We start from the raw sequence: 16,374 nt of genomic DNA on the forward strand, positions 1-16,374 counted from the left end.
TATGAGTAAGCAGAAGAAAATCTTAACAGGCTTTAGGCTTTCCGAGGGGAATGTCAAGTTTATTGAAGAAACCGGTCAGAAACTGGGAATCAATAAGACTTCTGTGCTTGATATGATGATCACTGTCGTAAGAAAGGATAAGCATTTATTGTCTGGTTTGATAGAAAAGGCCTTGGATGAATAAATCGCAAAAAATATTAACTTGCTGTCTTCATAATTCAAAATAGATGGAAGAGTTTCAGATAGATTTTGTAGCAGATGATAAGGACGTTGTCCAGCAAATAAGTTTTAAGGGCGAACTCTTATTGGGCAATCAGAGTAGGGTAAAGGAGACTTTGTCGGTATTGGATTTGTCATCTTGTAATAAATTGGAAATTCAATTGAGTGAAGTCAGTGATTTAGATCTTGCGTTTTTACAAGTTTTGTATTCGTTTTTATCGAATCTGAAAAAACTCAAAATAAAGTATTCGATAACTTGGCCTGATGATACTGAGTTGGTTGGTTTGATCGACAGATCCGGACTTGCCAATAATTTTAATTAAAAGTAATGAGTAATTCTAAATATATATTAGTAGTCGACGATTCTGAAAGTATTCGTGAAGCAGTGGCTTTTGGACTTGAAGAAGCCGGCTTTAAGGTTGAAAAAGCAATTAATGGTGCAGATGCGTTGGAACGATTCGATGGGAAAAAAATTGATTTGTTATTAACCGACTTTCATATGCCTGAAATGAATGGTTTGGAGTTAATACGCAATGTGCGATCGTTGGAACAATATAAACGTGTTCCGATTCTGGTATTGACTACTGAAACACAAAGGGAAATAATACAACAAACAAAAAATGCTGGGGGGACAGGATGGATTGTTAAGCCATTTTCAATGGATAAATTAATCTCAACAATCCACAGGTTAATCAGATGATGGATAAATTTCAGCAGCGGTTTATAGATGAAGCTAAGGAACATTTTGAGAATATTGAACTAGCTCTTATTAATTTGGAAAGTAATTTTTCCAATGCTGATTTGATAAGTGAAATCTTTAGAAGTATGCATTCTCTAAAAGGAAGTGGGGCTATGTTTGGCTTTACCTTGTTGAGCGATGCAACGCATGATATGGAGTCGCTTTACGATTTAATTCGTAGCGGATCAATCCCCTTAAATTCTGCTATAATTAGCTTTACTCTGAAATCTCTTGATCTGTTAAAGCAGTTATTAGAACTGGAGCCAGATGAATCTCTGAAGAAGAATATTGTTGTATTAAAAGCTAATATCGCGAACTTGCTTGCAGGCGCTGTAGCAGAATCAGATTCGGTAAAAGAAACTTCAGATTTTCCAGTAAAAGAGCATAAGAAAAAAATTTCGTTGAATACTTTTTTTATCTACTTTAAACCAGCACCTACAATTTTCGATAATGGCACTAATCCATTATACCTGATAGAAGAACTCCACACTTTTGGTGAATGTGTTTCGAGAGCTGATTTAAGTGAAGTTCCTCCTTTAGCAGAAATTGAAACGGAGAAGTGTTATACTTCATGGCGTTGCCTGTTAAGAACAGATCAGGAATTTAATGATATTGAAGATGTGTTCCTTTTTGTAAAGGAAGATAGTCAGTTGGAGATTATTGAGATTAAAAATGAATCTCTTCTGGTGGATAAGGACAAGCGGTTGAAACTTTTCGATATCCAGATAGAAGAGGCTTTACAATTGGCCGTGAGAAATGAACTGGAAATTGAAGAAGTTGAAGAGAAAGAGGAAAAAGTAATAACAACCACCGGGGGGCAAACGATTTCTTCAATACGCGTTAGCTCTGCCAAAATTGATGAATACATGAATCTCGTTAGCGAGATGATAACTGCTCAATCCCGTCTGGTGCTTTTATCGGAAACCCGAAAAGATCCCGAAATCGAACTTGTCTCTGAAACCTTTGAAAAATTGATTCGTCAACTTAGGGATAATGCCTTTGATATGAGCTTAGTTCCTATGTTCAACATGGTTGCTCGCTTCAAACGATTAGTGAGGGATTTGTCGGAAGAAATGAACAAAGAAATTGAGTTGGAAACGGAAGGGCTGGAAACGGAAGTTGACAAAAATATGATTGAGAAACTTACCGATCCGTTGCTTCATATTATCCGGAATTGTATTGATCATGGAATAGAGACAAAAGATGAGCGGATTGCCGCGGGTAAAAAATCGAAAGGAACGATACATATAAAAGCCAGCTACGTTGGTACTTTTGTGCAAATTGAAATTAGTGATGATGGTTCAGGATTGAACTTTGAGAAAATAAAGCAACGCGGGATTGAAAAAGGGATGATTGATGCTGAAGCTGAAATTTCTCAAACTGAGTTAATGAGATTGATCCTTGAACCCGGATTCTCAACTGCGAACTCGGTAAGTGGAGTCTCCGGGCGTGGTGTTGGAATGGATGTTGTGCGAAAAGCCATTAAAAATCTTCGGGGTGAAATAGATATTGATTCAACTTCAGGAGAAGGCACTCAATTTATTATTCGCCTTCCTTTAACATTGTCAATAATTGATGGATTGTTGACAAAAGTGGGTGATGAATTTTTTGTTATTCCTACGGGGAATATCGAAAAAATATATGCTCTTCAGTCAAATCCTAACGAAAAAAATATTAGACAAGTTGTTGTTTTCGAAGGTCGTGAAATACCATATCTGAACCTTCATAAAGAATTTAATCCGGATGCTGAAATTCAACAACAACAATATTTAATTGCCGTAAAGGTGAATGAGAATCAGCTATTTGGTTTAGTTGTAGATGACGTTTTACGCGAGTATCAGGCAGTGGTGAAGCCACTTGGTAAAATGCTGAAAAGGCATGATATTTTCTTCGGAGCCAGTATTTTAGGCGATGGGAAAATTGCGTTGGTTATTGATATTAATAAGATAATTCAAAAATTCTCCGCATAATGGAAACTCAAATTATCAAAGGATTAAACTCCTACCTTACTTTTCAGTTGGGAGAGGAACGATTTGCCGTAAATATTGGGCATGTCAAGAAAATATTGGAAATGACTGAAATAACCAAGGTGCCTCATGTGCCGGATTACTATTTGGGGGTGATCAATCTCTTTGGAGAGGTTCTGCCCGTAATTAGTGCTGGTAAAAGGTTTGGAATTGAGGTGGCAGAGCAAACAGAGAAAACTTGTATCGTGGTTCTGATGCTGGAAGCAGGAGAGGAAGTTTATTCTGTTGGTTTAATGGTTGATCAGGTGCATCATGTAATGGGAATATCATCGGATCAGTTGCAGCCACCACCTACTATTGGAAAACGCTTTCATCATGAGTTTATTGAGTCAATTGCAAATGTGAATGAAGAGTTTATAATCGTACTCGATGTGGATAAGCTGTTTTATGCCAGTGATTTGGAGTTAATCAATTCAGTTGAATCTTAAAAGAAAATTTATGCGCTTCGTTGATTTAAAAATTAGAACAAAACTATACTGGGCATTTGCTACTTTAATTGTCATCACCTTATTGTTGGGGATAAGTTCATTGTATACGATGTACGTTTTTGAGAGTGATGTTAGTGCGCTAACCGATGAATATCTTCCTGTAATGGAGCTTGCCAGTAATTCAAGTAGAAATACACAACAATTGGCTTTTAGCATGGAAGGATATTTGACAACAGGTAAATCTGAAAACTATCGGTTGGCAAAGAATAATCTTGAAGAGTTGAAACGCACTGTGTTGGAAGGTGAAGAATTACTTGCCTCTACAAAAAGAATGGATATTTTGGAGCAGAAACTGAGCATTGCGCGCATGGAAATTCCAAAATATGAACAAGTAATGCTGATGACTTTTAAGATTAATCAGGATATTTCCATTTTGCGCTCCAGGTTAAATCAGAATGCAAAAGTTTATACCGAGAACTGCAGAGCATTTTTACAAGTGCAAAATGATTTATTACGTAGAGAAGTTCGAGCAGGGGCTGTCTCCGATTCTAGACGCATTACAATCATGTCAATTTCGAGTTTAATAGATGTGGGAGCTGAAGTTCAACTGATGACAAGTGAAGGACAGTTGTTAAACAATCCCACTATCATCTCAAATGCGTTAGCAATTTTTGATAAAATAGAGGAGTTACTCGATGTAATTACTCCATACACAAAGCGTAGTGATAATATTAATCAATTGAAAGAAATTAGAGAAGTAGAAACGGACTATAAAAGTTTATTGTCGGAGCTAATTTCCAAAATGCATGAGTTAGAGGGGTATGATAAACAGCATCACGAATTGTCTGATAAATTAGTTGCAAATGCAGTGGAGTTACGTGATGAAGCAATCAATAGTGCAATTGAAACTTCAGGTGGTTTCTCAAAAACTGTTGTTTCTTCAATCTCTAAAAATGTAATTGCGATATTGGTTGCAATTGTTGTGGCCATATTTACCTCAATTTTCATGGCGAGGATTATTACTGTTCCACTATACAAAGGAATTGAGTTTGCGAAGAAAATGGCAAAAGGTGATCTGACTGTTGATTTAGACATTGATCAGAAGGATGAAATTGGCGAATTAGGGCAGAATCTACGGCAAATGGGAGAAAAGATTCGTCAGATTATTACAGCGGTAACGGTCGCTGCAGACAATATGGCTTCTGCAAGTATGGAACTAAGTTCAACATCGCAACATGTTTCACAGGGCTCTTCAGAACAGGCATCTTCTGCAGAGGAAGTGTCTTCTTCTATTGAAGAAATGACTGCAAACATTCAACAGAACACTGAGAATGCAAAGGAAACGGAACAAATTTCAAATAAAGCAAATACTGAAATTCAGGTTGGGCAGCAACGCGTTGATCGAACGGTAATGGCCATACATGAAATTGCGGATAAGATTTCAATTATTGGAGACATTGCTTTTCAAACAAATATTTTGGCATTGAATGCTGCTGTTGAAGCTGCGCGTGCCGGAGAACACGGACGAGGTTTTGGAGTGGTTGCTGCTGAAGTTGGCAAGTTGGCGGAACGTAGTAAAATCGCTGCTCTTGAAATTAACGAGTTAACTAAATCGAGTGTATTTAACGCAGAAGAAGCAGGTAACTTAATGAAAGAGATTGTGCCTGAAATTCAGAAAACTTCGAGATTGATTCAGCAAATTGCTGCTGCTAGTTTAGAACAAAGTTCTGGTGCAGATCAGATCAATTCGGCGATTCAACAATTAAACCAAATTACACAACAGAATGCTGCTGCATCTGAGCAGTTGGCCACAAATGCAGTAGAGATGTCGAGTCAGGCTGAGAACCTTCAGGAGATTGTTTCATTCTTTAAAGTGATGAAGGATGATCATGTATCACAGGTAAAGAAAAAAAGAAAGGTTGTTCCCGAATTGAAAGAGGCCGAGAAAAAAGTTACAGAACAGGGGAGGGGCATTTTTATCGATTTAGAGGACGGTGACGAGAGTGATGAGGAATTTGAAAGATTCTAGGATCTATAGAATTTGGGTTTTGAAATAAAAGCGTGAAAAAGTGAACTTTAAACTGATTGAAATTTCTGAAAGGCAGTTTGCGCAATTGGCTGAACTATTAACCAATACGATCGGGATTAAATTGCCCCCGGAAAAACGTATCATGTTTCAATCCAGAATGCAATCTCGATTGAATGAATTGGGATTTAATTCATTCGAAACCTACGCCAGCTATCTCTTAAAGCCTGAAAATAAAATGACTGAATTACCAGCAATGATTGATTTGGTCTCAACCAATAAGACTGAGTTTTTTAGAGAAAAGGAGCATTTTGATTTATTGCTTTCGACCATTCTGCCAGATTTGGTTTCAGAACAGAAACAGTTCATAGATTGCTGGAGTGCTGGTTCGTCGAACGGGCAGGAAGCATTTTCTTTGGCAATGATATTGGAAGAGTTTAAGCTGAAAAATAAGCTATTGTCAAATTATCACATTCTAGGTACTGATGTTTCTAGTCGGATGCTAAAGATTGCAAAAAACGGAATTTATCCATTTTCGTCCAGCACTCAAATTCCTTCAGAATACCTTAAAAGGTATGTTTTAAAAAGTAAAGATGTTTCAAATCCCAAGATTAAAATAATGAAATCCATCCAGTCAAAGATTGAATTCAGATATTCAAATTTGATGGATGATAATTATAATATTCAGAACAAATTTCAGATTATTTTTATCAGAAACACCCTGATTTATTTCAATCAAAAAAATCAGTTTGAGGTGCTTAAAAAGGTTGTCAATAAGTTAGTGCCTGGCGGATTTCTGTTTATCGGTCATTCGGAATCATTGATAAATATGGATTTGCCTTTAAAAGTTATTTGGCCTAGTGTATATCAAAAGGTGTTATGAAAAATTAAATCATGCAAGGAAAAAACATAACTAACGAGGAATTATTGAGGTTGCTGGAAGAACGTCTTCAGAATACCTCCGGACTTCAGGAGCGAATTGAAGTACTTACCGAAAAGTTATTCAAGGTAAATGAAAAACTGAAATCTGCAGAATCTTATAAAGGGCACTTTATTAGTAATATAACAAATGAAATAATTAATCCATTTGCCAGTATTTTGCTGTTATCTAAAAATATCCAAAAGCTTGCTAAGGGAGATATGGATAAAGCGCAACGGATGGCTGAAATGATTAATAAGGAAGCATTTCATCTGGATTTTCAACTTAAAAATATTTTTGCAGCGGCAGCTATTGAATCAGGGAAAGAACAGCTTATTCCGAGTGATGTTGCGATGAAGGCTTTTGTAAATTCGATCATTGAATATTTTACGGAGCAGATCAGCAGCAAGCACATTCAGTTGACATTTAACTGTTCTGAGGATAGTCTGTTGAAGAAGTTTTCCACTGATTCTGTTAAGCTTGAAATAGTTGTGAAGAATTTGCTGAGTAATGCCATTAAGTTTAGCCATGCAGGAGGTAAGATTGAAGTCGATTTGAAAGCAAGTAGTGAAAATGTTGAGATCGTTGTTCGTGACTTTGGTAAAGGAATTCCGGAAAAAGATAGAGAAATAATATTTGATCGGTTTAGGCAAGTTGATGAGCGAATTAATTCAATTAATACAGGGCACGGATTAGGACTTGCGATTGTTAAGTCATATTGCCAACTATTGAATGCGGATATTAGTATTGATTTTCCAACTGATGGGGGGATGCTTGTGTTTTTAAAACTACCAGCTTTAAGTGTTGAGGATATTGATGATTTGGATGGGTTTATGATTGATTCAGGGGAGAATTTTTAGATTTGGCAAAGTACGAGAAATATTATTTGCAACCATCAGGGGTGTACGTTGTAGCGCATGATTGTCTCATTCATACAGTATTAGGATCATGTGTGGCAGTTTGTCTTTACGATCCTGAGAATGCTATTGGCGGGATGAATCACTATATGTTGCCATTATGGAATGGCGATGGATTGGAAAGTCCACGCTATGGTAACGTAGCGATTTATAAATTAATCGAAGAAATGATTAAATTGGGTGTGAAAAAAGAGAATATTGTTGCGAAGATTTTCGGTGGAGGTAAAATTTTGAATGATATCAATACTTTTCATGTTGGTGAAAGAAATATCGCGATTGCATATAAAATACTGGGAGAAGAAGGCATTCCTGTGCTTGCATCTAGTACTGGTGGAGATAGAGGGCGAAAGATAATTTTTAGAAGTTCGACCGGGGAGGTTTTGCAGAAATATTTGAATAAAAGTGTGTAGCTAATAGATATGGGAGATAAGATTAAAGTTTTAGTGGTAGATGATTCAGCTATTGTTCGCAGTGCGTTGACTGATATTCTTGACAGTGATCCAAACATTACGGTACTGGATACTGCAGCGGATCCCTACGAAGCTGTAAAGAAAATTTCAAAACAAGTTCCAGATGTGATTACTCTGGATTTAGAAATGCCAAGAATGAACGGCTTGGTCTTCCTGAAAAAATTAATGGACCAACATCCGCTACCCGTGGTGGTGATTTCATCAATTACTGGTGATCGCAGTGATTTGGCAATTCGCGCATTGGAGCTGGGGGCTATTAATATTATAACAAAACCAAGGTTGAATTTTGCCAGGAATCTGGATGAATATCGGATAAAGATATGTGACGCCGTTAAAGCAGCTGCAATGTCTGGCGATTCCTTAAAGAAGATCAATCGCAAAAAGAAGGCAGAATCAGATTCAATCGTTAGCCAACCCCAAAAGGACCTATTTAATGCTTCTTCCAATGGCTCGAAACTGATTTTAATTGGCGCATCAACCGGAGGGACGGAAGTAATTTCTACAATCTTAAAATCGGTTAGGAATAACCTTCCGCCAATTTTGATTGTACAACATATGCCAGGAGAATTTACCAGTGCATTTGCCAACCGATTAAATCAAGAAAGCTCGCTTATTGTAAAAGAAGCGGAAGATGGAGATGTGTTGAAAAATGGATGTGTTTATATAGCCAATGGATTTTATCATCTACTGGTTAAAAGTGCCGGTAGTCAGTATAAATGTAAGATTGAGCCAGGTGAATTAGTAAATAGACATCGCCCCTCCGTTGATGTTTTATTTAATTCGGTGGCAGAAATCGCGGGAAAAAATGTAATGGGGATTATATTAACTGGAATGGGGAAAGATGGTGCGAATGGAATGTTACAGCTAAAAAATAAAGGAGCTGTTTGTATCGCGCAGGATGAAACCTCATCGATTGTTTTTGGAATGCCCAAAGAAGCTATTAACCTGGATGCAGTTGATTTTATTGGAAACCCCTCAGAGATAATTGATTGGATTAACAAATTTGCTTAGAAATTATGAATAAAACAGTACAACAGAAAATATTGATTGTAGATGACATGCCTGTCAATCTAGAGTTGATGAAATCAATATTGTCTCGCGAAGATTATCTGATTGTTACTTCAAAAACTGGTAATTCTGCAATGGCAAAGGCCAATGCAAATGTTTTTGACTTGATTCTGCTGGATATCGTTTTACCAGACATTGATGGTTTTGAAATATGCAGGCAAATAAAAGCTGGTTCAAAAAATAAGGAAACGCCAATAATTTTCTTAACTGCGCAGCGAGAAAAAGAAAGCATTGTGAAAGGATTTAAACTTGGTGCAGTAGATTATATTTTAAAACCATTTAGTGATGAAGAATTGCTCGCAAGGGTGAAACTTCATTTATCACTTAAAAAGACTCAGCAGGAGTTACTTTTAGCGAGGAATGAAGCTGAAGGTTTAGCAAAAGCAAAAAGTATGTTCTTGGCCAACATGTCTCATGAAATTAGAACTCCCTTGAATGGTATTGTTGGAATGGTTGACATTCTAAAACAAACAGCATTGGATGAACAGCAAACCGAGTTTGTCGAGATTGTAGATATATCAAGTGAAAACCTCTTGATGATCATTAACGATATTCTGGATTATTCTAAGATTGAAGCCGGGCAGATTGCATTTGAAAAAATTAAGTTTAACCTGAAGCAAGAGGTTGAAGAAGTGAAAAAGCTTCTTTATTACAAATCATCTCAAAAGAATTTAGAGTTTTCGATTGTTTATGATGATGATTTACCCGATATGCTAATTGGCGATCCGCTTCGACTTAAACAAATTCTTATAAACTTAAGTAACAATGCTATAAAATTCACCAGAGAAGGTTTTGTAAGGGTGTTTGTAAAGTTGGATAAAAAATATGGTCAGAAATACAGGCTTTTGTTTGAAGTTGAGGATTCTGGCATTGGAATTTCTCCTGAAAATCAAAGTAAGCTTTTCCGATCTTTTTCACAGGCTGACAGTTCAACAACCCGTAAATATGGTGGAACCGGGTTGGGCTTAGCAATTTCGAAGAAGCTTTCAAATTTGATGAGTGGAGAAATTGGTGTGATAAGTGAGGAAAATAAGGGCTCTAAATTTTGGTTTACAGCAGTGTTTGATGATGCGGGAATTATGGATGCCAAAATTGATGAAGATATAATTGTTGAAAGCAATGAAGTTGATGAGGAATATGTAAAAATTCCGAGACAATTAAAAATCTTGCTGGTTGAGGATAATGTTATAAACCAGAAAGTTTCATTGCTTACCGTAAAAAGATTGGGTCATGAAGTAACGCTGGCAGATAATGGTATAAAAGCAGTTGAATTTTACAACAGGCTGAGCTTTGACCTGATCTTGATGGATATTTTAATGCCTGTTATGGACGGTGTTGAGGCAACCAAGGAAATACGTAAGATTGAGAACGAAAAAGGCGAAGAAAAGAAGATCCCAATTATAGCAATGACTGCAAATCTATTCAAAGAAGATGTTGAGTATTTCTTGAAAAGTGGAATGAATGATCACCTTGGAAAACCATTTAAACCGAGTGACCTTGAATTAGTGATTCAAAGAAATTTGATATAAGATTTAAAAGTGCTAAATTGTTAGTCAAAAATTTGGATTATGTCTGTGCCTAATAACGATTTAAGTGGAAAAACAGTCTTAGTGGTTGAAGACAACGAAACTAGCAGAATTTATTTTGAAGCAGCACTCAAAAAAACCCATGTAAAAGCTTTATGGGCTAAAAACGGTAGGGAAGCCATCGATGTATTTCAAAAGGAGGATAAAATTGATTTAATCTTGATGGATCTGAATATGCCAGAAATGGATGGTTTTGAGGCAACTCGGAGAATTAGGAAGTTGGACTCAGATGTCCCTATTATTGTACAAAGCGCATATATCCTTTCTGGTGAAGAGCAAAAAAGTTACGAAGCTGGTTGCGACGAATTTCTTTCAAAACCAATAAGGTTGAATAACTTACTCGATGCTATTTATCGCCATCTAAAATAATGTAAGCTCCAAAACGATTACTATCTCCAGAATCGGTTAGGCTTAAGAACCCTTTCCAAAATTTCCCATCTTTAAATATTGGTGGATTTTCAATTTTCATACTTTTATCGTAATCGGAGTAAGTCATGCCGGTGCTATTAAAAACATGATAGAAACCAGTGCTATTCGGATGTATTAATTGCTGAAGTTTGAGACTAAGAATACCCATATTATTTCTTGCGTTTATCTCCACGCAGGGATGAATTTTATATTGGCTATCTTCCTTGTAAATTAATGCATCGACACCCAAAAATCCTTCATTTTCTGTAAATTGCATATCTGATAATTCTACCTTTATTTTTTGAGCAAGTTCCTCCAGGTAATTTCCAATTCTATTCTTTTTAAGAAATGAATGTACTTCTGGATGTGAATTTAAAAAATGACCTTGATACTGTCCATTTGCGTTTGTTTCAAAAAATGACGTTCCTAAAAAATCAATTTGCCTATTTGACTGGACCTGGTATTGAAAAGACAAATCAACAACTTTGTTTAATAGTGGTTCGGCTATTAAGTACCCTTGATTTTTAATAAAAGTGTTTATCCATTGGATGTTTGAATTATTGAGATTACTTTTCCTGATTACTTCTAATCCTCGTCCGCTTGAGCTTAATGGAGCCTTAAGTATAATTTGACCCCATTTTTGAAGCGAATCTTCTACATCTTTTAGCGTAAGAATAATTGTTGGCAATTTTGCTTGTTGAAGGATGAACTCTGATGGTTCCTTTTTTATAATTTTTGCAAGTACATCAACTGCATTTTTACGCTCATAATATTTTTTAAAATGTTCAGGATTTTTAGCAATATTAGTATCGCATAATGGCAGAAAATCTTTTAGTTCGTTCAATGCTGAAGGGCTCCATCCCCAAGGGCAAAATGTAACTTTTTGATTCGAATTTTTTAACGAATCAAAAATTTCTTTTTTGTTTCCAATTTCAGTTTTTGCACAGCCGAGTTGTTGAAAATTATCGACTAACTCTTGGCATATAGGTCTATTCTTCAACAAATAATCACCATCGCTGCTATAGCAAAGTAAAATGGAGGAAAGAGTTTCTTCGAATTCCCTGAGTAGAGCAGGTGGTTGATAGTATGGTGATCCATTGGCCACAGCCATTTCACAAGTTGGGTTAAAATAGTATATTGTTTTTTCTTTCAAGGTTGAGCATTTAATTGCACAAAAATAGGTCTTTTATTTTTGATCGTTTTTAATTGATTATTCCTTCGGAGTTATGGAGTTGGGTGTAAAATTATTTGAAAAAAACATCGTTATGTAATGGGGTAAGCCAAAATAAGTGGGTATACATTTGTAGAACGATCGATATCTTCATTCTAAATTCATGAGAATAAGTGTTTTTGTCATATTTTTCTTTTTTGTGGTGACTTCATTTGCGCAGGAGTTATCGACGAAGAATAATAAGGCAAAGAAGTTATTTGAGCAGGCACAGGAGGAATTTTTTAAGGAGCAGAATCAAAAGGCAATTGATAAACTTGAAGAAGCAATAGGGGAAGATAGTTGTTTTTATGAAGCTTATCTGTTGGCTTCTGATATTTATCGGGATATTGATTCTTTGTTTTTGCAAATACACGTTTTGGAAAAAGCGGTAGAAATTGATCGTTCCAGGTATCCAAAGCTGATGTACGTTCTTGGAAATGCATATTTGAGAGCGGGGAATTACAGTGCAGCAAAGAATGCTTATGAAGATTACTTATCCATAAGTTTGGATTCCAATAAGTTCAATCGTCAAGCTCAGGAGCGATTAAAACAATGCGATTTTGCAATTTCTCAAGTTGACAATCCGGTGCCTTTCATCGTTGAAAATATGGGAGAGGCAATTAACTCCGATTTGGATGAATATTGGCCAAGCTTGACCATTGATGGAAAGACGTTAATATTTACAAGGTTGTGTCCTTCAAATTATGGGCATCAAAATAATTTTAATCAATTGCAGGAAGATTTTTACTGGTCGGCTTATGATGGTGAAGATTGGCAACCTGCTGAGCCATTGGTTGAAATTAATACTCCATACAACGAAGGAGCTCAAAGTGTTTCAGCTGATGGGAAACTGATTTTTTTTACAGCTTGTACCCAGTCTGATGGATATGGCAGTTGCGACATTTATTTCACTCAGTATATAAATGGAGTATGGACAAAGCCACGGAATGTTGGATCTCCTGTTAATTCCGCTGCATGGGAATCGCAACCCGCTATTTCTGCCAATGGCGAAAGCCTTTATTTCGTGAGTAATCGAAAAGGAGGTTTGGGAGGAATGGATATTTGGAAGTGCCAGCTGAAAAATGTCGGCCTGGGAATAATTCAGTGGGGAGAACTGCAAAACTTAGGCGATTCTATAAATACCAAGGGAAACGAAATGTCACCATTTATTCATGCAGACAGTAAAACTTTGTATTTCGCTTCTGACAAATGGCCAAATATGGGAGGACTCGACATTTTTTACACACGTCAGGTTAATGATACTATATGGCAAAGAGCAAAAAATTTAGGCTACCCAATTAATACACATAAAGATGAGCAGGGATTGATTGTGAATGCCTCTGGAAATACAGCCTATTATTCTTCCAATCGGCCTGGCTCCAAAGGTTTGGATATTTATCAGTTTAATCTGTATGAGGATGCTCAACCAAATCCAGTGTCTTATGTGAAAGGACGGATTATTGATAAAAAGGATAATCATCCTTTATGTGCTCAGGTTGAGTTAATGGATGTTGATGCAAATAAACTGGTATCAAAAGCCAGATCGTGTTTAGAGAGGGGGGAATTTTTGATGTGTTTACCTTTGGGAAAAGAATATGCTTTCAATGTTTTAAAAGAGGGTTATCTGTTTTATTCTGAGAATTTTTCGTTAAAAGAAGTTAGGGATGTTAAAGATCCAATAATTATGGATATTTCGTTGAATCGAATTGAGGTAGGAGAAAAAGCAGTTCTTCGAAATATTTTCTTCAAAACAGATTCTTATGAGATACTTGAAAGTTCGAGAGCCGAGTTGGTTTTGTTGCTTTCATTTCTAAAAAACAATCCTTCTATAAAAGTTGAAATTGGAGGGCATACCGATAATGTTGGTAGCGAGGATTATAATCAGAATTTATCCGAGTTAAGGGCGAAAGCAGTTTATGAATTCCTTGTGAAGAATAAATTGGATGCAGAAAGATTGAGCTTTAAAGGATATGGAATGTCTCAGCCGGTTTCAACAAATGATTCAGCCAGCGGAAGAGCAAAAAACCGCCGGACTGAATTTCGTATCATTTCAATTGATTAATTCTTTAATCAGCCAATTCCAATAATTTTTTCACTACGTTTTCTGCTCCATTGTAAATTTGATCAATTGTTGCGTTAAGCATGTAGCATGGAGTTGTAACCAGCTTATATTTTGAATCAACAACAATTTCTCCATGAGTGGTATTTGTATGTTTGCCACCCATTTTCTCAATGGCAGAAGCAGTTCCTGAATCTTCACCTATAGTTACTTCAGCATCTTTCAAAATGCGAACGATAACTGCAGGAGCAATGCAAAGAGCTCCGATTGGTTTCCCTGCTTTAACGGTTTTTGTTACTGCTTCTTCTGTATCGGTATTCACACTGCATGAAGGTCCATCAAACGCGAAACTGCTGAGGTTTTTAGCCGCGCCAAAACCACCTGGAAAAACCAATGCATCAAAATCTTTTGGATCATATTCTTTTAAGTCTTTGATGTTTCCTCGGGCAATTCTAGCCGATTCAATTAAAACATTTCTTGTTTCTTTCATTTCTTCACCAGTCATGTGATTAATAACGTGATGCTGGTTGATGTTTGGGGCAAATATGCTATAACTACCTCCCAATTTGGCAATGGCTAGCATGGTTAATGTTGCTTCATGGATTTCTGCTCCATCATAGACTCCACAGCCGGATAAAACAATGGCAAATTTTTTCATGTTGATCTGTTTTTTCCATAAAATTAAAGTTTAAAATAGCATTTGCCAAGAATTATGAAAACATAAAAAAATCCGGCCTGTATTCAGAACCGGATGCAATTATTCAAAAAGGATTATATTCAACTTTTTGGCTTATAAACCAAAGCAGTTACAACACCCGCAACCACCAGCTCAACTAATCCATAAATTATCCATTTTACAGCCAGGTCGGCAGGTACCGGATAAATTACAAATTGGTTAACACTTCCAACAACCATTAACAATAACCACATGACCAATCCGTAACGGACTCCTTCCATAATGCCTTTGTTTTGAAACCCTTTGATATAGATATAAACAAACAATAGTGAAAGGAGTACACCGCTGATGTACATAATCCACATCAAGTCCATCATATCTTCTCTCCAAACGGATGCGGTTTCCTCATAGGTACTCATTAAAATAACCCCATGAATAATGAAATCAAGCAATTGGAATGTTACAAAAACAGCCAATGAGGCTAAAAGAAATCTTTTTACATTCATAAGAAGAATAATTAGTTAATAGAAAGAATTATTTATGAAACTAATTCATACTTACGGATGTCATTAAAAATGGTTATCCTAATAAACCATTTGTATAGTGCGGAGGCGTAAATTAACCTGATTTGATATGTGCTGTCAGTGAAAACTAAATTCCGCTACCTTCCCAATGATAATCTAACAATAGCCGATCTATTTTGCCAATATCTTCAATATTATATGGTGTTTCCTGGTAGACGTAATAATTTAACCAGTTCGAAAACATCAGATTTGCTGCAGACCTCCATCTCATGATCGGTTGTTTGGTTGGATCATCTCCCGGGAAGTAATTTTTTGGAATATCAATTGGCAATCCTTTTTCAAAATCTCTTTGATATTCATTATTCAATGTTTCTCTGGAATATTCAGAATGTCCTGTAATAAAAATTTGCCGGCCATTCTTGGCGACAAGCATATTTACACCAGAATCTTCAGATTGAGAAACAATATCCAACTCTGGAATTTTCAGTATGTCTTCGGTTCTTATTTCAGTATGTCTTGAGTGAGGTACAAAAAACTCATCATCAAATCCCCTGAAGATTGGCATTTTATCATCAAGTACTTCATGACGGAAAACTCCGAACATTTTCTTTTCTAAAGGATATTTGGGTATTCCGTAAAAGTGGAATAAACTAGCTTGAGCTGCCCAACAAATAAATAGGGAAGAGGTTACATTGGTCACTGTCCAGTCCAGTATCTCTTTCATTTGATCCCAATAGGTAACATCTTCAAAAGGGAGGTGTTCAACTGGAGCTCCGGTGATGATCATGCCATCGTATTTGTTTTTACTGATCTTATCAAACGTTGTGTAAAACGTTTTCATATGCTCTGCTGAAGTGTTTTTATGTTTGTGACCTTTAATTTTCAAAAAGTCAATTTCAACCTGCAGTGGTGTGTTGGACAATAAACGAAGCAGATCAGTTTCTGTTGAAATTTTTAATGGCATCAGATTTAAGATAATGAGCCTTAATGGACGAATATCCTGATGAGACGCCTTCGTATTATCAATAACAAATATATTTTCCTTTCTTAACAGCCCAATTGCTGGTAATTTATCAGGAATATTAAGTGGCATAACAA

Annotated in this window: 17 protein-coding genes; 13 read left to right on the forward strand and 4 right to left on the reverse strand. The window is 36.3% G+C overall.

Annotated elements, in window-relative coordinates:
* The first annotated feature begins 1 nt into the window (after window position 1).
* From ACUNWD_RS18145 to ACUNWD_RS18200, 12 genes are read left to right on the forward strand one after another with little or no spacing between them, the layout of a single operon-like run.
* On the forward strand, window positions 2-184 hold the full coding sequence (locus tag ACUNWD_RS18145; RefSeq protein ID WP_445589274.1) for a hypothetical protein: 183 nt from the start codon (window positions 2-4) through the stop codon (window positions 182-184).
* 43 nt (window positions 185-227) lie between these two features.
* A complete protein-coding gene (locus ACUNWD_RS18150; RefSeq protein WP_445589275.1) occupies window positions 228-542 on the forward strand; it encodes a hypothetical protein in 315 nt (104 codons plus the stop codon).
* A gap of 5 nt (window positions 543-547) precedes the next feature.
* Window positions 548-919 (forward strand): response regulator, encoded by a 372-nt coding sequence (locus ACUNWD_RS18155; protein WP_445589276.1) that lies wholly within the window; start codon window positions 548-550, stop codon window positions 917-919.
* On the forward strand, window positions 916-2,928 hold the full coding sequence (locus ACUNWD_RS18160; protein ID WP_445589277.1) for a chemotaxis protein CheA: 2,013 nt from the start codon (window positions 916-918) through the stop codon (window positions 2,926-2,928). The genes ACUNWD_RS18155 and ACUNWD_RS18160 overlap by 4 nt, the downstream gene beginning before the upstream one ends.
* Window positions 2,928-3,413: a chemotaxis protein CheW gene (locus tag ACUNWD_RS18165; RefSeq protein WP_445589278.1), complete on the forward strand. Its 486-nt coding sequence runs from the start codon at window positions 2,928-2,930 to the stop codon at window positions 3,411-3,413. Before ACUNWD_RS18160 ends, ACUNWD_RS18165 begins: the two co-directional genes overlap by 1 nt.
* Window positions 3,414-3,423: 10 nt before the next feature.
* Complete coding sequence (locus ACUNWD_RS18170) at window positions 3,424-5,442, forward strand: methyl-accepting chemotaxis protein (RefSeq protein WP_445589279.1); 2,019 nt, start codon at window positions 3,424-3,426, stop codon at window positions 5,440-5,442.
* Window positions 5,443-5,482: 40 nt separating this feature from the next.
* A complete protein-coding gene (locus ACUNWD_RS18175) occupies window positions 5,483-6,322 on the forward strand; it encodes a CheR family methyltransferase (RefSeq protein WP_445589280.1) in 840 nt (279 codons plus the stop codon).
* Between the two features lie 11 nt (window positions 6,323-6,333).
* Window positions 6,334-7,218, forward strand: a complete 885-nt coding sequence (locus tag ACUNWD_RS18180; protein WP_445589281.1) for a sensor histidine kinase — start codon at window positions 6,334-6,336, stop codon at window positions 7,216-7,218.
* A 2-nt stretch (window positions 7,219-7,220) separates the two neighbouring features.
* A complete protein-coding gene (locus ACUNWD_RS18185; RefSeq protein ID WP_445589282.1) occupies window positions 7,221-7,685 on the forward strand; it encodes a chemotaxis protein CheD in 465 nt (154 codons plus the stop codon).
* A 9-nt stretch (window positions 7,686-7,694) separates the two neighbouring features.
* The gene (locus tag ACUNWD_RS18190) at window positions 7,695-8,756 is read left to right on the forward strand and encodes a protein-glutamate methylesterase/protein-glutamine glutaminase (RefSeq protein WP_445589283.1); all 1,062 of its coding nucleotides are present in this window, start codon (window positions 7,695-7,697) and stop codon (window positions 8,754-8,756) included.
* Window positions 8,757-8,761: 5 nt separating this feature from the next.
* Window positions 8,762-10,342 carry a response regulator gene (locus tag ACUNWD_RS18195; protein WP_445589284.1) on the forward strand — a complete coding sequence of 527 codons (1,581 nt, stop codon included), beginning with the start codon at window positions 8,762-8,764 and terminating at the stop codon, window positions 10,340-10,342.
* 39 nt (window positions 10,343-10,381) lie between these two features.
* Window positions 10,382-10,768, forward strand: coding sequence for a response regulator (locus tag ACUNWD_RS18200; protein ID WP_445589285.1), 387 nt, complete (start codon window positions 10,382-10,384; stop codon window positions 10,766-10,768).
* On the opposite strand, the gene ACUNWD_RS18205 is transcribed toward ACUNWD_RS18200, so the two are convergent.
* Window positions 10,746-11,960, reverse strand: coding sequence for a hypothetical protein (locus ACUNWD_RS18205; RefSeq protein ID WP_445589286.1), 1,215 nt, complete (start codon window positions 11,958-11,960; stop codon window positions 10,746-10,748). The two genes, ACUNWD_RS18200 and ACUNWD_RS18205, sit on opposite strands and share 23 nt — an antisense overlap.
* A 181-nt stretch (window positions 11,961-12,141) precedes the next feature.
* On the opposite strand from ACUNWD_RS18205, the gene ACUNWD_RS18210 reads away from it, so the two are divergent.
* Window positions 12,142-14,079, forward strand: coding sequence for an OmpA family protein (locus ACUNWD_RS18210; RefSeq protein ID WP_445589287.1), 1,938 nt, complete (start codon window positions 12,142-12,144; stop codon window positions 14,077-14,079).
* 4 nt (window positions 14,080-14,083) lie between these two features.
* Here the strand turns inward: ACUNWD_RS18210 and elbB are convergent, their stop codons facing one another.
* From elbB to metA, 3 genes are all read right to left on the reverse strand, one after another.
* Window positions 14,084-14,734: an isoprenoid biosynthesis glyoxalase ElbB gene (gene elbB / locus ACUNWD_RS18215; protein ID WP_445589288.1), complete on the reverse strand. Its 651-nt coding sequence runs from the start codon at window positions 14,732-14,734 to the stop codon at window positions 14,084-14,086.
* A gap of 119 nt (window positions 14,735-14,853) precedes the next feature.
* Complete coding sequence (locus ACUNWD_RS18220; protein ID WP_445589289.1) at window positions 14,854-15,258, reverse strand: hypothetical protein; 405 nt, start codon at window positions 15,256-15,258, stop codon at window positions 14,854-14,856.
* 145 nt (window positions 15,259-15,403) lie between these two features.
* A complete protein-coding gene (metA, locus tag ACUNWD_RS18225) occupies window positions 15,404-16,369 on the reverse strand; it encodes a homoserine O-acetyltransferase MetA (RefSeq protein WP_445589290.1) in 966 nt (321 codons plus the stop codon).
* Window positions 16,370-16,374: the final 5 nt, after the last annotated feature.

This window comes from Sunxiuqinia sp. A32, assembly GCF_052690465.1.